The organism is Bacillus sp. 7894-2 (assembly GCF_002272225.1).
Lineage (GTDB): Bacteria > Bacillota > Bacilli > Bacillales > Cytobacillaceae > Cytobacillus.
Genome location: NZ_NPDG01000001.1, coordinates 11,775 through 31,134 on the forward strand (window position 1 = coordinate 11,775; position 19,360 = coordinate 31,134).

Annotated in this window: 21 protein-coding genes; 20 read left to right on the plus strand and 1 reads right to left on the minus strand. The window is 40.9% G+C overall.

Annotation, left to right across the window (positions count from 1 at the left end):
• The 11 genes from mraY (at position 1) to ftsZ (ending at position 11,498) form a co-directional block, all read left to right on the plus strand.
• The gene (gene mraY / locus CHI10_RS00055; RefSeq protein ID WP_095242275.1) at positions 1-975 is read left to right on the plus strand and encodes a phospho-N-acetylmuramoyl-pentapeptide-transferase; all 975 of its coding nucleotides are present in this window, start codon (positions 1-3) and stop codon (positions 973-975) included.
• The gene (murD, locus tag CHI10_RS00060) at positions 976-2,328 is read left to right on the plus strand and encodes a UDP-N-acetylmuramoyl-L-alanine--D-glutamate ligase (protein ID WP_095242276.1); all 1,353 of its coding nucleotides are present in this window, start codon (positions 976-978) and stop codon (positions 2,326-2,328) included. It abuts the gene before it with no gap.
• Positions 2,329-2,498: 170 nt separating this feature from the next.
• Positions 2,499-3,599 (plus strand): stage V sporulation protein E, encoded by a 1,101-nt coding sequence (gene spoVE / locus CHI10_RS00065; RefSeq protein WP_048007890.1) that lies wholly within the window; start codon positions 2,499-2,501, stop codon positions 3,597-3,599.
• 284 nt (positions 3,600-3,883) lie between these two features.
• A complete protein-coding gene (gene murG / locus CHI10_RS00070; protein ID WP_095242277.1) occupies positions 3,884-4,987 on the plus strand; it encodes an undecaprenyldiphospho-muramoylpentapeptide beta-N-acetylglucosaminyltransferase in 1,104 nt (367 codons plus the stop codon).
• A 66-nt stretch (positions 4,988-5,053) separates the two neighbouring features.
• Entirely contained in the window at positions 5,054-5,962 is a 909-nt protein-coding gene (murB, locus tag CHI10_RS00075) for a UDP-N-acetylmuramate dehydrogenase (RefSeq protein ID WP_095242278.1), read from the plus strand.
• 192 nt (positions 5,963-6,154) lie between these two features.
• A complete protein-coding gene (locus CHI10_RS00080) occupies positions 6,155-6,946 on the plus strand; it encodes a cell division protein FtsQ/DivIB (protein ID WP_076255631.1) in 792 nt (263 codons plus the stop codon).
• The gene (locus CHI10_RS00085; protein WP_095242279.1) at positions 6,894-7,625 is read left to right on the plus strand and encodes a DUF881 domain-containing protein; all 732 of its coding nucleotides are present in this window, start codon (positions 6,894-6,896) and stop codon (positions 7,623-7,625) included. The genes CHI10_RS00080 and CHI10_RS00085 overlap by 53 nt, the downstream gene beginning before the upstream one ends.
• Before the next feature lie 69 nt (positions 7,626-7,694).
• The gene (locus CHI10_RS00090; RefSeq protein ID WP_095242280.1) at positions 7,695-8,426 is read left to right on the plus strand and encodes a DUF881 domain-containing protein; all 732 of its coding nucleotides are present in this window, start codon (positions 7,695-7,697) and stop codon (positions 8,424-8,426) included.
• A complete protein-coding gene (locus CHI10_RS00095) occupies positions 8,426-8,794 on the plus strand; it encodes a small basic family protein (RefSeq protein WP_019381715.1) in 369 nt (122 codons plus the stop codon). The genes CHI10_RS00090 and CHI10_RS00095 overlap by 1 nt, the downstream gene beginning before the upstream one ends.
• A gap of 123 nt (positions 8,795-8,917) precedes the next feature.
• Positions 8,918-10,204 (plus strand): cell division protein FtsA, encoded by a 1,287-nt coding sequence (ftsA, locus tag CHI10_RS00100; RefSeq protein WP_095242281.1) that lies wholly within the window; start codon positions 8,918-8,920, stop codon positions 10,202-10,204.
• 148 nt (positions 10,205-10,352) lie between these two features.
• Positions 10,353-11,498: a cell division protein FtsZ gene (ftsZ, locus tag CHI10_RS00105; RefSeq protein ID WP_095242282.1), complete on the plus strand. Its 1,146-nt coding sequence runs from the start codon at positions 10,353-10,355 to the stop codon at positions 11,496-11,498.
• A gap of 118 nt (positions 11,499-11,616) precedes the next feature.
• Here the strand turns inward: ftsZ and hmpA are convergent, their stop codons facing one another.
• On the minus strand, positions 11,617-12,846 hold the full coding sequence (gene hmpA, locus CHI10_RS00110; RefSeq protein ID WP_095242283.1) for an NO-inducible flavohemoprotein: 1,230 nt from the start codon (positions 12,844-12,846) through the stop codon (positions 11,617-11,619).
• 296 nt (positions 12,847-13,142) lie between these two features.
• Here hmpA and spoIIGA point away from each other — a divergent pair, with 296 nt between their 5' ends.
• The 9 genes from spoIIGA (at position 13,143) to CHI10_RS00155 (ending at position 19,301) form a co-directional block, all read left to right on the plus strand.
• Positions 13,143-14,081 carry a sigma-E processing peptidase SpoIIGA gene (gene spoIIGA / locus CHI10_RS00115; protein WP_095242284.1) on the plus strand — a complete coding sequence of 313 codons (939 nt, stop codon included), beginning with the start codon at positions 13,143-13,145 and terminating at the stop codon, positions 14,079-14,081.
• A 44-nt stretch (positions 14,082-14,125) separates the two neighbouring features.
• Positions 14,126-14,845 (plus strand): RNA polymerase sporulation sigma factor SigE, encoded by a 720-nt coding sequence (gene sigE / locus CHI10_RS00120; protein WP_095242285.1) that lies wholly within the window; start codon positions 14,126-14,128, stop codon positions 14,843-14,845.
• 168 nt (positions 14,846-15,013) lie between these two features.
• Positions 15,014-15,793 carry an RNA polymerase sporulation sigma factor SigG gene (gene sigG, locus CHI10_RS00125; protein ID WP_026041699.1) on the plus strand — a complete coding sequence of 260 codons (780 nt, stop codon included), beginning with the start codon at positions 15,014-15,016 and terminating at the stop codon, positions 15,791-15,793.
• Positions 15,794-15,887: 94 nt separating this feature from the next.
• Positions 15,888-16,157, plus strand: a complete 270-nt coding sequence (locus CHI10_RS00130; protein WP_095242286.1) for a YlmC/YmxH family sporulation protein — start codon at positions 15,888-15,890, stop codon at positions 16,155-16,157.
• A 69-nt stretch (positions 16,158-16,226) separates the two neighbouring features.
• Positions 16,227-17,054 (plus strand): peptidoglycan editing factor PgeF, encoded by an 828-nt coding sequence (pgeF, locus tag CHI10_RS00135; protein ID WP_095242287.1) that lies wholly within the window; start codon positions 16,227-16,229, stop codon positions 17,052-17,054.
• Positions 17,055-17,744 carry a YggS family pyridoxal phosphate-dependent enzyme gene (locus tag CHI10_RS00140; protein WP_095242288.1) on the plus strand — a complete coding sequence of 230 codons (690 nt, stop codon included), beginning with the start codon at positions 17,055-17,057 and terminating at the stop codon, positions 17,742-17,744. It begins immediately after the preceding gene.
• Position 17,745: 1 nt separating this feature from the next.
• The gene (locus CHI10_RS00145) at positions 17,746-18,192 is read left to right on the plus strand and encodes a cell division protein SepF (protein WP_048007904.1); all 447 of its coding nucleotides are present in this window, start codon (positions 17,746-17,748) and stop codon (positions 18,190-18,192) included.
• A gap of 6 nt (positions 18,193-18,198) precedes the next feature.
• Positions 18,199-18,462, plus strand: coding sequence for a YggT family protein (locus tag CHI10_RS00150; RefSeq protein ID WP_095242289.1), 264 nt, complete (start codon positions 18,199-18,201; stop codon positions 18,460-18,462).
• A gap of 65 nt (positions 18,463-18,527) precedes the next feature.
• Positions 18,528-19,301, plus strand: coding sequence for a YlmH family RNA-binding protein (locus CHI10_RS00155; RefSeq protein ID WP_095242290.1), 774 nt, complete (start codon positions 18,528-18,530; stop codon positions 19,299-19,301).
• Positions 19,302-19,360: the final 59 nt, after the last annotated feature.

Consider the following 19,360-nt stretch of genomic DNA (forward strand, 5'->3'; position numbering starts at 1 on the left):
ATGATGGAGCAAGTTATTTTTTTCACAATATTGGCAGGTTTTTTAATTACGGTATTGCTGTCTCCCATATTTATTCCCTTCCTGAGAAGGTTAAAATTTGGGCAAAGCATCCGTGAAGAAGGCCCGAAATCCCATATGAAGAAGACAGGTACTCCGACAATGGGCGGAATTATGATTCTTCTATCCGTCACGGTGACCACTTTATTTATGACCGGTAAATTTTCACAGCCTGCAGTAGAAACATATTTGCTGCTTCTGGTTACCCTGGGGTTTGGACTCCTCGGTTTTCTGGATGATTTTATTAAAGTGGTATTGAAGCGTAATTTAGGCCTGACTTCAAAACAGAAGCTTCTGGGCCAGATTATTATTTCCGTGATTTTTTATTTTGTTTATAAGCAGAATGACTTATCAACAGAAGTACATATTCCACTGACAGATATTTCGGTTGATTTGGGCTGGGGATATGTTTTATTTATTATTTTCTGGCTGGTCGGATTCTCGAATGCTGTCAATCTGACAGATGGACTTGATGGACTTGTCTCCGGGACGGCCGCAATCGCTTTTGGAGCATTTGCAGTACTGGCCTGGAATCAATCCCAATTTGAAGTATCCATTTTTTCTGTAGCAGTAGTTGGAGCAGTATTGGGTTTCCTTGTCTTTAACGCCCATCCTGCAAAAGTGTTTATGGGAGACACAGGTTCACTGGCTCTTGGGGGTGCTATTGCGACCATAGCCATCCTGACAAAGCTTGAAATCATCCTGATTATTATCGGCGGGGTTTTTGTTATTGAAACATTATCTGTTATTCTGCAGGTTGCCTCTTTTAAAACCACCGGCAGACGGATTTTTCGCATGAGCCCGCTTCACCATCATTATGAATTGGTAGGCTGGTCTGAATGGCGGGTTGTTGTTACGTTCTGGACGGTTGGGTTATTGTTTGCAATCTTAGGAATTTATATTGAGGTGTGGGTGTAAGTGAAAGAAATCAATCGCTATCGACATAAGAAAATATTAGTATTGGGACTGGCGAAAAGCGGAGTGAGTGCAGCTTCCCTTTTACATAAGCTAGGAGCATTTGTGACTGTCAATGATTATAAGCCGCTTGCAGAGAATCCTGAAGCACAAGGACTGCTTGAGCAGGGGATTACGGTTATATGCGGTGGGCATCCCATTGAACTCCTTGAAGAGGGGTTTGAGCTGATCGTAAAAAATCCCGGTATACCATATCATAATCCAATGATAAAAGGAGCCCTTGAAAAGGGCATACCGGTTATTACAGAAGTGGAGCTTGCCTATCAGGTTTCTGAAGCTCCTTTTATTGCGATTACTGGCACAAACGGAAAAACGACAACCACAACACTTGTTTTTGAAATGCTTCAGGAAGGGAGCAAGATGCCACTGATCGCTGGAAACATTGGTACAGTAGCTTCCGAAGTTGCCCAGGATGCCGCGGAAGAAAACAATATCGTGATTGAGCTTTCATCGTTTCAGCTGATGGGCATTCGGGATTTCAGGCCGAGAATTGCCATTTTGACCAATTTATATGATGCCCATTTGGATTACCATGGCACAAGAGAAGAATACCATGCAGCCAAAGCAAACATTACGATGAATCAGACTGAACAGGATTATTTCATTGTCAATGCCGACCAGGATAAAGTATTGGAAGCGGCTGCCCGCTCAAAGGCTCAGATCATTCCTTTTTCGACTTCCAAAGTGCTGTCTGAAGGTGCATATGTGAAAGATGGCTGGATTTATTTTAATGATGAACAAGTGATCGAAAGAAAAGATGTTTCATTGCCAGGGGAGCACAACTTAGAGAATATCCTGTCCTCAGTGGCAGCTGCCAAGCTGACAGGAGTCGGGAATGAAGCCATCAGGCGGGTTCTGGGTTCGTTTACAGGTGTAAAGCATCGCCTGCAATATGTTGGGGAATATCAAAACAGGAAATTTTATAATGATTCTAAAGCAACGAACATCCTTGCAACGAAGAATGCGGTCGCAGCATTTGATCAGCCTGTTCTTCTTCTAGCAGGAGGTCTTGACCGCGGAAATAGCTTTGATGAACTCATCCCATCTCTTAAAAAGGTAAAGGCTCTGGTAACCTTTGGCCAAACTGCTGAAAAGATTGAAAAAGCAGCAATGGAAGCGGGAATAAAAACAATTGAGCGTGTCGATAATGTTGAAAACGCCGTACCTGCAGCCTTCAAGCTTTCGGAGCCGGGAGATGTGATTCTTCTTTCTCCTGCCTGTGCAAGCTGGGACCAATATAAAACTTTTGAGGTTCGGGGAGACATGTTTATAGATGCGGTGCATAAACTTAGTTAAGGGCTTGTCTGCGGGACTAAGAAACTTTCAGCAAAGGCATTGAACTTCCTCGCGTGGCATTTAGAGCTTTAAATAGATACAAAAGACTGCCGGAAAGCGGATAAGCTTATTTTGGCAGGGCATATTGTTCTATTTTGACAGCCCTAAAACTTGCATTCGAGGTGTTTTCGTTGCCGGCTAAAAAAACCACTCCCGATTTTATATTAATGATCGTCACCTTAACGCTGCTTGCTGTAGGATTGACTATGGTATACAGTGCCAGTGCAATTTGGGCGGATTATAAATTTGACGATTCTTTCTTTTTTGCGAAAAGGCAAATGCTTTTTGCCGGAGTTGGAATTATTGCGATGTTTTTTATTATGAATGTGGATTATTGGACCTGGAGAACTTGGGCAAAAGTGTTAATCATCATCTGTTTTGTGCTTTTGCTTCTGGTGCTGGTTCCGGGTGTAGGAAACGTGAGAAACGGTTCGAGGAGCTGGATTGGCGTTGGTGCATTTTCCATACAGCCTTCGGAGTTTATGAAGCTTGCCATGATTGTGTTTATGGCAAAATTCCTCTCCGAAAAACAAAAGCTGATCACTTCTTTCCGAAAAGGCCTTGTACCATCTTTAGGGCTGGTGTTTTTAGCATTTGGATTAATTATGCTGCAGCCTGATTTAGGGACAGGAACTGTAATGGTGGGGACCTGTGTTGTCATGATTTTCATTGCAGGGGCCAGAATCAGCCACTTTGTCTGGTTTGCCGCTGCGGGTCTGGCCGGATTTGTGGCACTGGTTCTGTCAGCCCCTTACAGAATAAAGAGGATAACATCCTTTCTTGACCCATGGGAGGATCCGCTGGGCAGCGGTTTCCAGATTATCCAATCCTTATATGCAATTGGGCCTGGAGGGCTGTTTGGCCTTGGTCTGGGACAGAGCAGACAAAAGTTTTTCTATCTTCCTGAACCGCAGACAGATTTTATTTTTGCCATTTTAGCTGAGGAGCTTGGGTTTATTGGCGGATCTTTTGTCATATTGTTATTTGCCCTTCTTTTATGGCGAGGCATCCGCATTGCTCTTGGTGCCCCTGATTTATATGGGAGTTTTTTGGCTGTTGGGATTATAGCCATGGTCGCTATACAGGTAATGATCAACATAGGGGTTGTAACAGGTCTGATGCCTGTTACGGGAATCACGCTTCCATTTCTGAGCTACGGGGGGTCTTCCCTGACACTGATGCTAATGGCTATAGGGGTTCTGCTTAATATTAGCAGATATGCAAGGTACTAGCGCATTAATAACATGCATTTTAGGAAACCCTGTGAAGCAGGGTTTCTTTTTTGGAAGCAACAACAAATCCGGCACGTGGAATTATCAAACTTCTTTGCAATTTTGCACTTTATTACATTTCTTTAACATTATGATGTTCGTTCCTATCTATTTGTTTTGAATATAGTAGAATAGGGAATTGAGGGGGAGTGTTTGAACTCCAACGCGCTGTTGGCCTTCATAATTATTTACCGAGGGCTTACAAAGGAATACTATAGATTATTACTCTTTTATGAGGTGAAAGAATGAAAATTGCTGTTAGCGGCGGAGGAACTGGCGGTCATATATATCCGGCACTTGCGCTTATAAGACAAATTCAGAAAGAACATAAGGATGCTGAATTTTTATATATTGGAACTGAAAAAGGGCTTGAAAACACGATTGTGAATCGTGAAAATATCCCTTTTAAATCAATACATATAACCGGTTTTAAAAGAAAAATCTCTCTGGATAATGTGAAAACTGTTTTAAGGTTCCTGAAAGGCGTTCGTGACAGCAAAAAGATGCTTAAGGAATTTAAGGCGGATGTTGTTATCGGAACAGGCGGATATGTATGCGGACCTGTGGTATATGCTGCTTCCAAGCTTGGGGTCCCAACCATTATTCATGAGCAAAACAGCGTCCCTGGATTAACCAATAAATTCTTAAGCAGGTATGTAGATAAAATTGCAGTTTGTTTTGAAGAAGCAAAGGCCTTTTTTCCGGAAACTAAAACCGTCATGACAGGGAACCCGCGTGCATCAGAGGTTTTGGGACAGGATGGAATCAGGGGAAGGCTGTCTGCAGGATTAAAGACAGGTGTTCCTGCTGTGTTAATTTTTGGCGGCAGCAGAGGAGCAAGACCAATAAATGATGCAGTATTAAAAACACTGGCTGAGCTTGGTGAAAAGCCATATCAGGTTCTTTATATAACAGGTGATGTGCATTATGATGATGTACAAAAAGAAGTAGAACTCGTGGGGAATCCTGAAAACGTGATAATCAAACCATTTATTCACAATATGCCAGAAGTGCTGGCAGGAGCCAGCCTTGTCGTATCACGTGCAGGAGCCACTACATTGGCAGAAATAACTTCTTTAGGCATACCAAGCATATTAATCCCAAGCCCATATGTTACAAATAACCACCAGGAGAAAAATGCAAGGGCGCTTAGTGACCATGGTGCTGCAGAGCTGTTGCTTGAAAAAGAGTTAACAGGCAAAAAGCTTATTGATAGCATTGACCGAATTATACTCAATAAAGATAAAATGGATAGCATGAAGGAAGCTTCAAGAAAGCTGGGAATCCGCGATGCATCAAATAGACTTTACAAATTAATGGCAGAATTGGTTTCAGGCAGCGGGAAGTAGCCCTGTATCGTAAATTTGCATAGAATAAATAAATTTAGGTTGGAATCAATAGAAAGGGAGGTAAATATGGACGAATTTATCAGCAAACTTAAAGAATTAAACATTGGAACAATCAAAGAAAATGAACCAATGGCTAATCATACAACAATGAAGATTGGCGGTCCCGCCGATGTGTTTATTGAGCCTTCTTCCATAGAAAACCTGGCAAAAGCGATGGAATTGATCCGTCAATTTGAATTGAACTGGAGAGCGATTGGAAGAGGATCGAATCTGCTCGTATCTGATGGCGGCATAGAAGGCGTGGTCATTAAATTAGGCCGCGGGATGGACCACATGGATGTTAAGGGAACGGAGCTGAGAGCTGGCGGCGGTTATTCTTTAGTAGCTCTATCCACCATAATCAGCAAAAAAGGCTTGTCAGGACTTGAGTTTGCCAGCGGGATTCCCGGGTCGGTAGGCGGAGCAGTTTATATGAACGCAGGTGCTCACGGCTCAGATATTTCACAAATTCTGACAAAGGCACATGTTCTTTTTGAAGATGGGAAGATGGGCTGGCTCACAAATGAAGAAATGGAATTTTCTTATAGAACCTCCGTTCTTCAAAAGAAGCGTCCAGGAATTGTTCTTGAGGCCGTTTTTCAGCTTACAGAGGGAGACCGGGAAAAAATATCCTCCGCAATGCAAAAGAATAAGGATTACAGGAAGGAAACACAGCCGTGGAACTTTCCTTGTGCAGGCAGTATTTTCCGTAACCCGCTCCCTGAATATGCCGGTCAGCTCATTGAGAAAGCCGGCTTGAAAGGCCACTCCATTGGAGGAGCTCAAATTTCCAATATGCATGGGAATTTCATCGTGAATGCGGGAGATGCAAAAGCGGAAGATGTCCTGGCGCTTATTCAGCATATTAAGGATACAATCTTTGATATGTACGGAGTAAAAATGGAGACAGAAGTGGAAATAATCGGTCGAAAGTAACGGGAAATAATACCTCACAGATACCATTTATTGTGATATAATGATTAATTAGATAACAGTGTATGCAGTGTTAACGGCATGTGTCACATGCCGTTCTCTTCCCTAATTTTTTGGTTGCATAAATTGTGCTGGACAAGCCATTTGATTAATTTAATTTATTGTCCTTGCGCTTTTCTTGATGGGGTGATAAATGTGGAGAAAAGTAAGGTTGTCTCGCTTGAGGATCGAATCCCGAAGCTTAAGCAGCAAAGAAAAAAGAAAGCGAACAGAAGACTGATCTTTTTGCTGCTGCTTTTTTTCTCGCTGATTGTTTTAGTTATCTACTTTCAATCGCCCTTAAGTCATATTAAACAAATTAAAGTATCCGGCAATTCAATTTATGATAAAGAAGAAATTATCCAAATCAGCGGTGTTACTGAAAAAACAAATATTTGGAAGGTTGATGAAGAGGGTATGGAGGGTAAGCTTAAAGAGCTGCCTGAAATAAAATCTTCAACTGTTAAGATTCAGCTGCCTAGCACAATAATTATACAGGTAGATGAATTAAAGCGCATTGCCTACATAGCGAAAGAGAAGCACTACCTTCCTGTTATGGAGAATGGGAGCATATTAAAGGATGAAAAAGCTGCAGAGATCCCTGTTAACGCACCAATCCTAAATGGCTTTTCTGAGGGTGACATCCTTGATATGATGATCGGAGAACTGGAAACACTGCCCGAAGAGGTATTAAATTCAATTTCGGAAGTCCACCACTCTCCAAAAAAGACAGATTCTAATCATATTACTTTGTATATGAATGATGGTTTTGAAGTCAGCGCTACACTAAGAAGTTTTTCAGAAAAAATGGCACACTACCCTTCTATCATAAGCCAGCTGGATCCCGAAAAAAAGGGAGTCATTGACTTGGAAGTAGGCTCTTATTTTAAAGCTTATGAAAAAGAGGGAGCTGAAGAGATTGAAGAAGAAAATGAAGGTGAAGGGTAATCATGTAATATTCTCCCTGGTCTTTCTCGTGCTGGGTTACATGATGGCTTTTTCCTATCACCTTACACAGGGAGAAGAAGAAAAGCCGGCATTAAGCGGGAAGCAATGGGAAAGAGACCTGGAGCTCCGTAATCAGCTTGTTGAGCTGGAGGAAAAAAACAGAGCTCTTCAAAAAGAATTACATCAAAAGCAGGAAAACGTTCTTGATATTGAAAAGGAGCTATCACAGGAAGCGCAGGTTTATTTTAATCTAGCCGAGGATGCTGAGAAGTACAGGATGCATCTGGGGAAAGTTAAAGTAAAGGGCCAGGGTGTTGAAGTTACTCTTGCAGATGGCGATTATGATCCTGATGAAGATAACATTAATAATTATATTGTACATGAACACCATGTCTTTAAAGTAATTAATGAGCTCTATATTTCCGGTGCCTCCGCAGTTGCCATAAACGGGCAGAGGCTTTCTCACAGTTCATATATTGTATGCAATGGGCCTGTGATAGAAGTAGACGGCTATCAGCACCCTGCCCCTTTTGTCATTACTGCTATTGGTGATGCCGAAGTTCTTTCTTCAGCCCTGAATCTGACAGGCGGAGTGAAAGATACATTGGTAGATGAAAACATCCAATTCACTTTAGAGGAAAAGGGCGAAATTATCATTGAACCTTTACTGGGTTCGTAAAGCCAAACCAGCATTCGTATAAAATTTGTCCACAGAATAATTTATTCGGGAAAGCAAGGTGGAATTAAAGTGGACAGCAAAAAGAAGTTCAGCTTTACTTTTATAACAGTTGTAATTGGCTTTATGATTGCCATACAGTTTCAAACAGTTAAGGAACCTGCTGTCCGGGATACAAGAGACACTTGGGAGCTTAGAGCTGACATCCTTAAAGAAAAGGAACTGCAATTAAAACTTTTGCGTGAAATCAGTTCAAACGAAGAAAAAATTGCCCAATATGAAACAAAGCGCAAGCAAAGCAAAGAACAAGTGCTTCGTGAGACGCTCGAGGAATTAAAAATGGAAGCCGGATTAAGTGAAGTGTCTGGACCTGGCATAATCTTAACCATAGAACCCGTACATGAAGAACTGCTCCTGGGCAAGCAGGCTGATTCTGTTTCCCCTGATTTACTTAAGCGGCTGGTCAACGAGTTAAACATGTATGATGCCATGCACATATCCATTGGAGGCAGAAGGGTCATCAACACTACCGTCATAAGGGACATTAACAGGGAGACCATGATAGACGGATATGCCTTAAAATCCCTGCCTATTGAAGTGAAAGTAATCACTGAGAATTTTCAATCTGCAGAGAAGCTCTTTAACCGCATGCAGGTATCGAAATCTGCAGAAGAATTCTTTATTGACAATCTCCGGGTAAAGGTGGAAAAGTCTGCAGAGCCAATTACTGTTCCTGCATATGATGAGACATTGAGAATCAGATATATGGAGCCTGTGAAACCTGATGAAGGAGGCAAATCATAATGTGGCTTCCCGTTTTAGGATTGATCATAGGTGTGATACTTGGACTTATGACAGATATAAAAGTGCCGGATGAATACTCGAATTATCTGTCCATCGCTGTTCTTGCTGCATTGGATACTCTATTTGGCGGCATTCGGGCGCAGCTTCAAAACATTTATGATGAAAAAGTTTTCGTTTCCGGTTTCTTTTTTAACATCCTGCTGGCAGCAAGTTTAGCTTTTCTGGGTGTGCATCTTGGTGTAGACTTGTATTTAGCAGCAGTATTTGCTTTTGGGGTCAGGCTATTCCAGAATATTGCAGTCATCAGAAGAATATTGATTGCAAAATGGTCTCAAAACAGAGAAAAAACAGAAAAAAATGATATTTAAAAAAGGGAAAATATTAGTTTTGACGAATAATTTTATAGATAAACTAACTTATTAAAACAAATAACAGCAAAAAATGATTGTTGTTCAATATTCGGAATAGCAAAAAAAAGGAGGTGCCAGAGAATGAACAGCAATGAAATATATGTTAGTCTTGACATCGGTACATCCAGTGTGAAAGTAATCATTGGGGAAATGGTCAATGACACTTTAAATATTATTGGTGTTGGCAATGTACATTCAGAGGGTCTGCGCAAGGGCTCTATTGTTGATATAGACGAAACAGTTCATTCTATTAAAAAGGCAATCGAACAGGCTGAGAGAATGATAGGTATGGAAATAAAAAATGTGATTGTGGGAATAACAGGCAATCATGTTATGCTTCAGCCATCCCATGGTGTTGTCGCGGTCTCGAGTGAAAATAGGGAAATAACAGACGAAGATGTTGCTAGAGTTATAGATGCGGCACAAGTTGTATCGATCCCGCCGGAAAGGGATATCATTGATGTCATTCCAAAACAGTTTATTGTCGACGGATTGGACGAGATCAGTGATCCCCGAGGAATGATTGGTGTGCGTCTGGAAATGGAAGGCACCATTATTACCGGATCAAAAACGATCTTACATAACACTCTGCGGTGTGTGGAACGCGCTGGCCTTGAAATCATGGATATTACACTTCAGCCACTGGCGGCAGGTGCATTCGCATTATCCAAGGATGAGAAAAATCTTGGAGTTGCACTTGTTGATATTGGGGGCGGCTCCACAACCATTGCCATATTCGAAAATGGTTATTTAAAAGCAACCAGTGTCCTTCCTGTAGGTGGAGACCACATTACAAAAGACTTATCAATCGGGCTCCGTACTTCTACAGAAGATGCAGAAAAAATTAAAACAAAGTATGGCTATGCTTTCTATGATCATGCATCTGAAGATGAGGTATTCAGTGTGCCCATCATCGGAAGCGATCAGCATCAGCAATTTAATCAGCTGGAAATTTCAGATATTATTGAAGCGCGAATGGAAGAGATTTTTGATCTTATCCAGCACGAAGTGAAACGTCTGGGTGCAAAAGATCTTCCTGGCGGCTATGTATTATCTGGGGGGGTTGCGAACACTCAGGGGATCCTTGAACTGGCACAGGATGTTTTCCAGAACAGAGTCCGCATTGCCATTCCAGATTATATTGGAGTAAGGGAACCGCAGTACACAACTGCTGTTGGATTGATTAAGTTCGCATATAAGAATGCTAAAATACAGGGCAGAAAAATGGAGCAGCCAGTGACTGTCCCTGAAGCAAAAGATAACCGAGTGCAAAAACCGCAACCGCAACCGAAAACAAAGCCGGAAAAACAGCCGGAAGAAAAGATCACATCAAGAGTTAAAAAGTTCCTCGGATACTTTTTCGAATAACTTGATTTGATTCGCAAGGGTTAGGGAAACGGAATCGAAAGCCAAACGGCGGATAGAAAAAGCACTGCAGCCCCATTATGGGAGTGCGTTAAAAAGCGAATCAAATAAGGGTGTTCTTAGGAATGTCGACGAATTAGGAGGATAAGTCATGTTGGAATTTGATACAAATTTGGATTCATTAGCAACTATAAAAGTCATCGGCGTTGGAGGCGGCGGTAACAATGCAGTAAACAGAATGATTGAGCATGGTGTTCAAGGGGTCGAGTTTATTGCAGTTAACACGGATGCACAGGCGCTGAATTTATCAAAAGCAGAAGTGAAAATGCAAATCGGAGGCAAGCTTACAAGGGGACTTGGGGCTGGTGCCAACCCTGAGGTAGGCAAAAAAGCAGCAGAAGAAAGTAAAGAGCAGGTAGAAGAAGCTCTTAAAGGTGCGGATATGGTATTCGTTACTGCTGGTATGGGAGGAGGAACTGGAACAGGAGCGGCGCCAGTCATTGCCCAGATCGCACGCGATTTAGGAGCTCTTACTGTTGGTGTCGTTACACGTCCATTCACCTTTGAAGGCCGCAAGCGTTCCACTCAGGCAGCCGGCGGAATTGCTGCTATGAAGGAAGCGGTTGATACGCTGATCGTCATTCCAAATGACAGGCTATTAGAAATCGTTGATAAAAGCACTCCAATGCTTGAAGCATTCCGCGAAGCGGATAATGTTCTTCGCCAGGGTGTTCAGGGTATTTCCGATTTAATCGCTGTCCCGGGATTAATTAACCTTGACTTTGCAGATGTGAAAACAATCATGTCAAATAAAGGTTCAGCCTTAATGGGAATTGGTGTTGCTGCAGGAGAAAACCGTGCAGCAGAAGCCGCGAAAAAAGCGATTTCATCTCCTTTACTTGAGACATCCATTGATGGAGCACAAGGCGTCTTAATGAATATTACCGGCGGGTCGAATCTAAGCCTTTATGAAGTACAGGAGGCTGCTGACATTGTTGCTTCGGCATCAGATCAGGACGTAAATATGATCTTCGGTTCCGTTATAAATGAAAATCTAAAAGATGAGATCGTCGTGACGGTCATTGCAACGGGATTTAATGAAGAAGTGATCCAGCCTAAGCCCACGAGGCCATCATTCGGCCAGCCTAAATCTGCTCCAAATATGGGAAGTAGTATGAAGCGTGAGCCAAAGAGAGAGGAAGCTCAACAGGAAACTGTAAGAAGCAGCCAATCTCATCAGCCGGAAGAAACGTTGGATATCCCGACGTTCCTGCGTAATCGCAACCGCAGAAGATAATATATGAATGAAAAAACACCTGGAATCAGCCTCGATTCCAGGTGTTTTTTACAGTTGTCATAAATGTTTTTTCACATTAAAGCATGGCTCAAAATAATGAGCCATGCTTATAACATTTTTAAACTGATTGAGTTTCCTTTAATTGCATTGATGGACCGAAGAATTCATAGCGGATATTTTCCTTTTTAAAACCAGCATCAAGTAATGCTTCATACATAGCCTGCATGAAAGGAACTGGACCGCACATATAAACCATACTTTCTTTATTTGGCACGATTGTTTTTAACCACTCAGAAGTAATATAGCCTTCTTTGCTGTAGACTTTTTCGGTTTTATCTTTTTCTGTTGGCTTTTCATAGCAGAAATATGTTTTAACTAATGGATTATTCTTTTCAATCTCCTGAACTTCGCCGGTAAAGGCATGTACATTTCCATTAAGTGCAGCATGTACAAAAATAGTTTCATGATTTACTCCTGTTGCATCAAGATGACGCAACATGCTGTGCATTGGTGTAATGCCTACCCCGCCGCTAAGCAGAACCACAGGCTTATCCACATTCTCCAGAACAAATTCTCCAGCAGGAGCACTAATATCTATTTGATCGCCTTCGTTAAGATCATTATGAAGATAGTTGGAAACCTTTCCGTCCGGCTTTTCCGAGAAGCCTTCTTCTTTCTTTACAGAAATCCGGTAATAAGTCTTTTCCGGGGAATCAGACAGGCTGTATTGGCGGATTTGTGTGTATTCTTCGCCAGGAATCGTTAATTTTACACTAATATATTGACCAGGAAGGTAAGTGGAAATATTTCCTCCATCAGCCGGTGTAAAGTAGAAGGATGTAACCACATCACTTTCTTTCACCTTTTTGGCCACAGTGAAAGTTCTGAAGTCATCCCAGCCTCCTGGCTTATTTGATGTATCCTCATAAAGATTTTTTTCCAATCCGATGAATGCATCAGATATCACACCATATGCTTTAACCCACGCCTCAATAATTTCTTCAGTTGCAGCCTCTTGCAGTACTTCCTTAATTGCAAGAATTAAGTGCTCTCCCACAATTGGATAATGTTCAGGTTTAATCCCCAATGATCTGTGTTTATGTGCGATTTGTGTGACAACCGGAATAATAGCCTCGAGATTATCGATATATTTTGCAGCCGCATATACTGAGTTGGCAAGTGCTCTTTGCTGACGGCCCTGTTTTTGATTTGCGTGATTGAAAATGTTCAGCAGTTCAGGGTGATTTGTAAACAATAGTTTATAGAAGGTTTTCGTAATATCTTCACCGTGTTTTTCAAGTACAGGTACGGTGCTTTTAATAATTTCAATTGTTTTTGTGTCTAACATATCAGCAAAACTCCTTTTTAATATTTTCACTGTCATTATAGTTCATAATGAAAACAAAAAATGTGATATAAATCACACCCAGTGAAAATAGGAGAGGCAATGAAAAGAAAAATAATGACAAAATCCGTTGGGAATAGGGAAAATTTCTATCTTTTTGCATACAGAAAGCGACACACTTTCATTACTGAAATGCGCTATACTATTTTCTAACAGAATCATAGCACTTTAACTATATGAGAGAATTGGAACCTCACGTCAATCTATCAGATTCTGATTTTTTTAAAGGAGGAAGATAATTGACGGTCTATTTGGATGTTATCTGGGCATTGAATTTTATGTTTGACAGCCTGCTCCTTTATTTAACAGCCATAATTCTAAAAAGAGAAACCGGACTATGGAAAATTTTTGCGGGCGGCTTCATAGGTTCCATCATTATTTTATTAGCATTTACACCTTTTCAAGAATATTCAGGTCATCCGTTCACTAAGCTGCTCTTCTCGATTGTAATGGTATTGGTTGTTTTCGGCTTTAAGCGTTTACGTTATTTTGTAAAAGCTCTCATGACTTTTTATTTTGCTACTTTTTTAGTTGGAGGCTCCTTAATAGGCATTCATTATTTTATCAATTTTGATTTTAAGCTTTCTTCATCTGTCATGATGGCAAGCATAAAAGGCTTTGGTGATCCAATCAGCTGGCTGTTCGTGGTTATTGGGTTTCCCCTTGCCTGGCATTTTTCAAAGAGAAATGTTGAGGGAATTGAGATGACAAAAATTCAGTATGACTCTTTAATCCTGGTGCGTGTTGTGATCAATGAAACAGAATATTGCTTCAAGGGCCTGATTGACAGCGGCAACCAGTTATACGATCCTATTTCGAAAATGCCTGTTATGTTCATATCCATAAAAGACAGGCTGGATGAGTTTCCGCCTGAAATCAGTAAAATGGCAGGAAACCCGGAGGATATCATTGTGGGCAGCGAGTCAATTGGAGCGGATTGGGAGCATAAAATGAGGGTCATTCCATGTAAGGTTGTTGGACAAGAACACCAATTAATCATAGGGTTCAAGCCTGACCGGATTCTCTTTGAAAAAGAGAATGAAATAATCGAAGCAGAACGCGGGTTAATATCATTTTCCATGCAGCAGCTTTCATCAGACGATTCGTTTCAGTGCATCGTGCACCCCAAGATGCTTACAGGCAGAAGTACAATAAAGCCCGATACAAAAGTAAGTTAATATACTATACTCTGCACGAACTTAATTTAGAAGGAGGACAATTCATGAAAAAGTTAAAACTTCGCTTATCCTACTATTGGTATAAATTGTTGATTAAGCTGGGGATCAAAACAGATGAAGTATATTATATAGGCGGCAGCGAAGCATTACCTCCTCCACTCAGTAAGGAAGAAGAAGAAATGCTCCTGATTAAGCTTCCAAAAGGTGATAAAGCGGCAAGGTCCATTTTAATTGAAAGAAATCTTCGACTTGTTGTGTATATTGCCAGAAAGTTTGAAAATACAGGCATTAATATAGAGGACTTAATCAGTATTGGAACGATTGGGCTTATTAAAGCAGTAAATACTTTTAACCCGGAGAAGAAAATCAAACTGGCTACATATGCATCCCGCTGTATTGAGAATGAAATTCTCATGTATTTAAGAAGGAACAATAAAATTCGTTCTGAAGTTTCCTTTGACGAACCCCTAAATATTGATTGGGATGGCAATGAACTTCTTCTATCTGATGTTCTGGGCACTGAGGATGACATCATAACAAAAGATCTCGAAGCGAATGTTGATAAAAAGCTGCTGTTAAAGGCATTGTATCAGCTTTCAGATCGTGAAAAACAGATCATGGAACTCAGGTTTGGCCTCGGATCAGGCGAAGAAAAAACTCAAAAGGATGTGGCAGATATGCTGGGTATTTCCCAATCCTATATTTCACGCCTGGAAAAAAGAATAATAAAAAGACTAAAAAAAGAATTTAATAAGATGGTTTAGAATATTAAAGCTGGCAATATTTTTTACAAAATTTTGCAAGGTGAAAACCTAGTATTAATAATGCTTTGACCATTTCCCCATCTTTCATCCGGATTAGCCGGTGCATATTTTTCCTTTCCAAGGAGATACTGTTTTTTGTACAGCAGCTCCTGTGAGGAGGGAAATGGATTGACTCGAAATAAAGTAGAAATTTGCGGTGTTGATACTTCAAAGCTTCCAGTTTTAAAAAACGAAGAAATGAGAGAGCTCTTCAAGCAAATGCATAAGGGGGATATAACCGCACGGGAAAAACTCGTCAACGGCAATTTGCGTCTCGTATTGAGTGTGATTCAGCGTTTTAACAACAGAGGCGAATTTGTTGATGACCTTTTCCAGGTCGGCTGTATCGGTCTGATGAAATCTATTGATAATTTTGATTTAAGTCAAAACGTTAAGTTTTCCACCTATGCCGTTCCGATGATTATTGGGGAAATACGCAGGTATCTGCGTGATAATAATCCGATCCGTGTTTCTCGTTCTTTAAGGGACATTGCTTATAAAGCTCTGCAAGTAAGGGAACGTCTCATGAGTAAAACGTCCAGAGAGCCTACAGCTGAAGAAATAGCTAAAGAGCTGGATGTGCCTCATGAAGAAATCGTTTTTGCATTGGATGCCATCCAGGATCCTGTTTCCTTATTTGAGCCGATTTATAATGATGGCGGGGATCCAATTTATGTGATGGATCAGCTTAGCGATGAACGAAACAAAGATATTCAATGGATTGAGGAAATAGCGCTCAAAGAAGGAATGAGGAGACTGAATGAACGGGAAAAACTGATTCTCAGAAAACGCTTCTTCCAGGGCAAAACTCAAATGGAAGTGGCGGAGGAAATCGGCATTTCCCAGGCACAAGTTTCAAGGCTTGAAAAAGCGGCCATCAAACAAATGAATAAGAATATTCAAAGCTAGCAGCCAAATTGGCTGCTTTTTATATTTACTAAACATTTTTCTCATAGAAGCAAACATATATTGAATTAGAACATAAATTGGGAGTGAAGTGTCGATGGTGAAAATATCTGAATTTCAAATGAAGGATGTTGTAAATGTAGCTGACGGCAAAAAACTTGGAAATATTGGGGATATAGATATTAATATTAATACAGGAAAAATTGAAGCGGTCATTATCGGAGGAGCGGGGAAAGTATTAGGCTTCTTTGGCAGGGACGCAGATATTGTCATTCCCTGGAAAAATATTATAAAAATCGGTGAAGATGTCATACTTGTCCGCTATCAGGATGCGATTGAGCCTAAATATATAGAGGATGAAGCATAAGAGTTGTTAATGGTGTCATCACTGCCTTCCTTGTGGTAAACTATAGAAAAATAAAATGGGGTTAATCGTATGGAACCATTTTCTTTAAAAAAGGAAGAGTATTTTGTCATAAAAGATTGGGCGGATCGTTTTCCTAATATGTTGGCTGGTTTTACAACAAAAAATGGCGGCTTCAGCCGCAATCAATATGAAACTCTAAATGTAGGATTACATGTGAATGACAGCTATGAAGCAGTCAGCCAAAATCGGCAGCATGTGGCTGACTTGCTTGGCTTTTCTATCGAAAATTGGGTCGGTGCTGAACAAACACATGAGGTAAATATAAAAAAAGTTACTGAAAATGATAAAGGAAAAGGAGCTCTAGTTTACGAGGATTCCTTTTCAGGTACCGACGGTTTTTTCACATATTCTAAAGGTGTCCTGATGACCCTGTGTTATGCCGATTGTGTGCCCCTTTATTTCCTGCATGAGAAGACAGGAGCCATAGGCATTGCCCATGCCGGCTGGAAAGGCACTGTTGGCGGGATCGGCAGGAATATGGCTGAACTGTTTGCAGGTGAAGGCATAAACTTAAGAGAGGTCCAAGCCGTGATTGGCCCTTCCATTTGCGGTAACTGTTATATTGTTGATGATCGTGTTATTTCAAAAGTGCAAAAAATACTAGAAGATGTCGATATAAAGCCATATAATCAAATTAGTGACAATCAATTCCAGCTTGACCTAAAAGAACTAAATAAAAAAATCCTTGCAAATGCGGGGATACCTTTTGAAAATATCATGATGACTGATTTTTGCACAAGCTGTCATGCAGACTATTTTTTCTCCCACCGAAGAAATAAGGGGAATACCGGCAGGATGATGAGTTTTATTGGCTGGAAGGAGGAAGCAGGGAACTAAATGAGAGTAGAGGATAATTTAAAGCACATAAAGACAGCCATCCACGAAGCGTGCATAAAGGCGAACCGCGAGCCGGAAGAAATTACCGTAATTGCTGTTACTAAGTACGTTTCAGCGGAAAGGGCACAAGAAGCCTTAGAAGCAGGTATTCATCATTTAGGTGAAAACAGGGATGAAGGACTTCTTGCTAAATGGGAAGTTTTAAAGGGCATTCCAACCTGGCATTTTATCGGAACACTGCAAACGCGCAAAGTAAAGAATATTATTGATAAAGTTGACTATATTCATTCACTGGACAGGCTATCCCTTGCAAAGGAAATCGACAAGCGGGCAGACCGAAAGATAAATTGCTTTGTACAGGTCAATGTCTCAGGCGAAGAGTCGAAACAGGGAATAAACCCTGAAGAGACAGCTGACTTTATTTCAAGCCTGGCTGAATATAAAAATATCAATATCATTGGCCTGATGACAATGGCGCCGCATACATCAGACAAAGATCTGCTGCGTGCCTGTTTCCGGAAGCTCAAGGACCTTCAAAAACAGGTTAAAGATCTGGGATTTGATTTTGCTCCCTGCACTGAGCTTTCAATGGGTATGTCCAATGATTTTTCTCTGGCAATTGAAGAAGGTGCCACAATGGTTAGGATTGGGACAGCTTTAGTAGGCCAAGAGGGTCAGGAGGTTAAATAAAATGAGTATAAAATCAAAATTTAAAACATTTTTCTTCCTGGATGATGAATATGACTATAAGGAAGAGGAAATCATCGAAGAAGAAAGAGAGCCGGTGAAGCAGGTGCAGAAACAGCAGCAGCCAGTTCAAAAACAGAATATTGTCAGCCTTCAAAGTGTGCAGAAGTCTTCTAAAGTAGTTCTTGTTGAACCGCGGGTATATGCAGAAGCGCAGGATATTGCGGATCAGCTGAAGAACAGAAGAGCTGTTGTAGTCAATCTGCAGAGAATAGAAAAAGATCAGGCAAAGCGCATTGTTGACTTCCTTAGCGGGACCGTTTATGCCATCGGTGGAGACATTCAGAAGATTGGTACTGATATTTTCTTATGTACACCTGACAATGTTGAAGTATCAGGGAACATCTCTCAGCTGATGAAAGAACAAGAATTAGAAAATACGAGGTGGTAGCACTTAATGGAATTAGTATTTGGAATATTGTCATCTGCAATTTATTATTACTCATGGGCACTGATTATTTATATTCTGCTGTCCTGGTTCCCTAATGCAAAGGAATCGGCTTTTGGCCAGTTTCTGGCAAGGATTTGTGAACCATACCTTGAGCCTTTCCGCAAAATCATTCCACCGCTTGGAATGATTGATATTTCTCCGATTGTGGCTATCTTAGTTTTGCGATTTGCCACGGGAGGCTTGCAGCAGCTTTTTTATTGGATTTCATAAGACTGACAAAACTGGGCTATCATAATGGCCCTTTTTTATTTGTGTAAAAGGAGGCCCGCAAAAATTTGTCTATTTATCAGCACTTCCGGCCGGAAGAAAGAGAATTTATTGACCAGGTCCTTAACTGGAAAAATCTTGTGGAAAATACATATGCACCAAAGCTTACTGATTTTCTTGATCCAAGGGAGCAGCATATCCTAAAAAGCATCATAGGACAGGATTCGGGAATCTTATTTGCTTTATTTGGCGGAACAACAGGGTCTGAGAGAAAGAGAGCACTGTTATTTCCGGATTATTATGAAAGCGATGAAGAAGATTTTAAAATTCGGCTGTTTGAATTGGAATATCCAAAGAAGTTTGTTACCATTGAACACCCGCAAGTCCTCGGCAGCCTGATGTCACTGGGACTAAAAAGAGGGAAATTTGGTGACATCCTGTTTGAAGAGGACAGAATCCAGTTTTTTGCTGCTCAAGAAATTGAAGAGTACATCAGCCTGCAGCTTCAGTCAATTGGCAGAGCTTCCGTATCGTTGAAAATACAGCCTTTTTCAAAGGCGATTCAATCACCAGAAGTGTGGAAAGAAAGCTCCATCACCTCTTCATCCCTGAGGTTGGACACAGTCATCTCATCCATCTACAATATCTCAAGACAGAAATCCCAGCTCTATATCCAACAGGGACACGTTAAAGTCAATTGGACGCAAATAGAAAACCCCTCATTTGAATGCCAGCAAAGCGACATCATCTCAGTCAGGGGACAAGGCCGATCCAAAATCATAGAAATAGATGGGAAAACAAAAAAGGACAAATGGAGAATTATTGCCGGGAGACAGAGATAGTAAAGTAGGAGAGGGTTTTAACAAACCTATTTTGAGGCTGTTTTTTAAGTTTGTCGTTC

Excerpts from the sequence above, each read along its gene's own strand:
- ftsA (WP_095242281.1), top strand. The coding sequence starts at position 8,918 with ATGAACAGCAATGAAATATATGTTAGTCTTGACATCGGTACATCCAGT.
- CHI10_RS00130 (WP_095242286.1), top strand. The coding sequence starts at position 15,888 with ATGGTGAAAATATCTGAATTTCAAATGAAGGATGTTGTAAATGTAGCT.
- sigE (WP_095242285.1), top strand. The coding sequence starts at position 14,126 with ATGAAAAAGTTAAAACTTCGCTTATCCTACTATTGGTATAAATTGTTG.
- pgeF (WP_095242287.1), top strand. The coding sequence starts at position 16,227 with ATGGAACCATTTTCTTTAAAAAAGGAAGAGTATTTTGTCATAAAAGAT.
- CHI10_RS00140 (WP_095242288.1), top strand. The coding sequence starts at position 17,055 with ATGAGAGTAGAGGATAATTTAAAGCACATAAAGACAGCCATCCACGAA.
- CHI10_RS00150 (WP_095242289.1), top strand. The coding sequence starts at position 18,199 with ATGGAATTAGTATTTGGAATATTGTCATCTGCAATTTATTATTACTCA.
- hmpA (WP_095242283.1), bottom strand. The coding sequence starts at position 12,846 with ATGTTAGACACAAAAACAATTGAAATTATTAAAAGCACCGTACCTGTA.
- CHI10_RS00085 (WP_095242279.1), top strand. The coding sequence starts at position 6,894 with ATGAAAAAGAGGGAGCTGAAGAGATTGAAGAAGAAAATGAAGGTGAAG.
- murG (WP_095242277.1), top strand. The coding sequence starts at position 3,884 with ATGAAAATTGCTGTTAGCGGCGGAGGAACTGGCGGTCATATATATCCG.
- ftsZ (WP_095242282.1), top strand. The coding sequence starts at position 10,353 with ATGTTGGAATTTGATACAAATTTGGATTCATTAGCAACTATAAAAGTC.
- CHI10_RS00145 (WP_048007904.1), top strand. The coding sequence starts at position 17,746 with ATGAGTATAAAATCAAAATTTAAAACATTTTTCTTCCTGGATGATGAA.
- mraY (WP_095242275.1), top strand. The coding sequence starts at position 1 with ATGATGGAGCAAGTTATTTTTTTCACAATATTGGCAGGTTTTTTAATT.
- murB (WP_095242278.1), top strand. The coding sequence starts at position 5,054 with ATGGACGAATTTATCAGCAAACTTAAAGAATTAAACATTGGAACAATC.
- CHI10_RS00095 (WP_019381715.1), top strand. The coding sequence starts at position 8,426 with ATGTGGCTTCCCGTTTTAGGATTGATCATAGGTGTGATACTTGGACTT.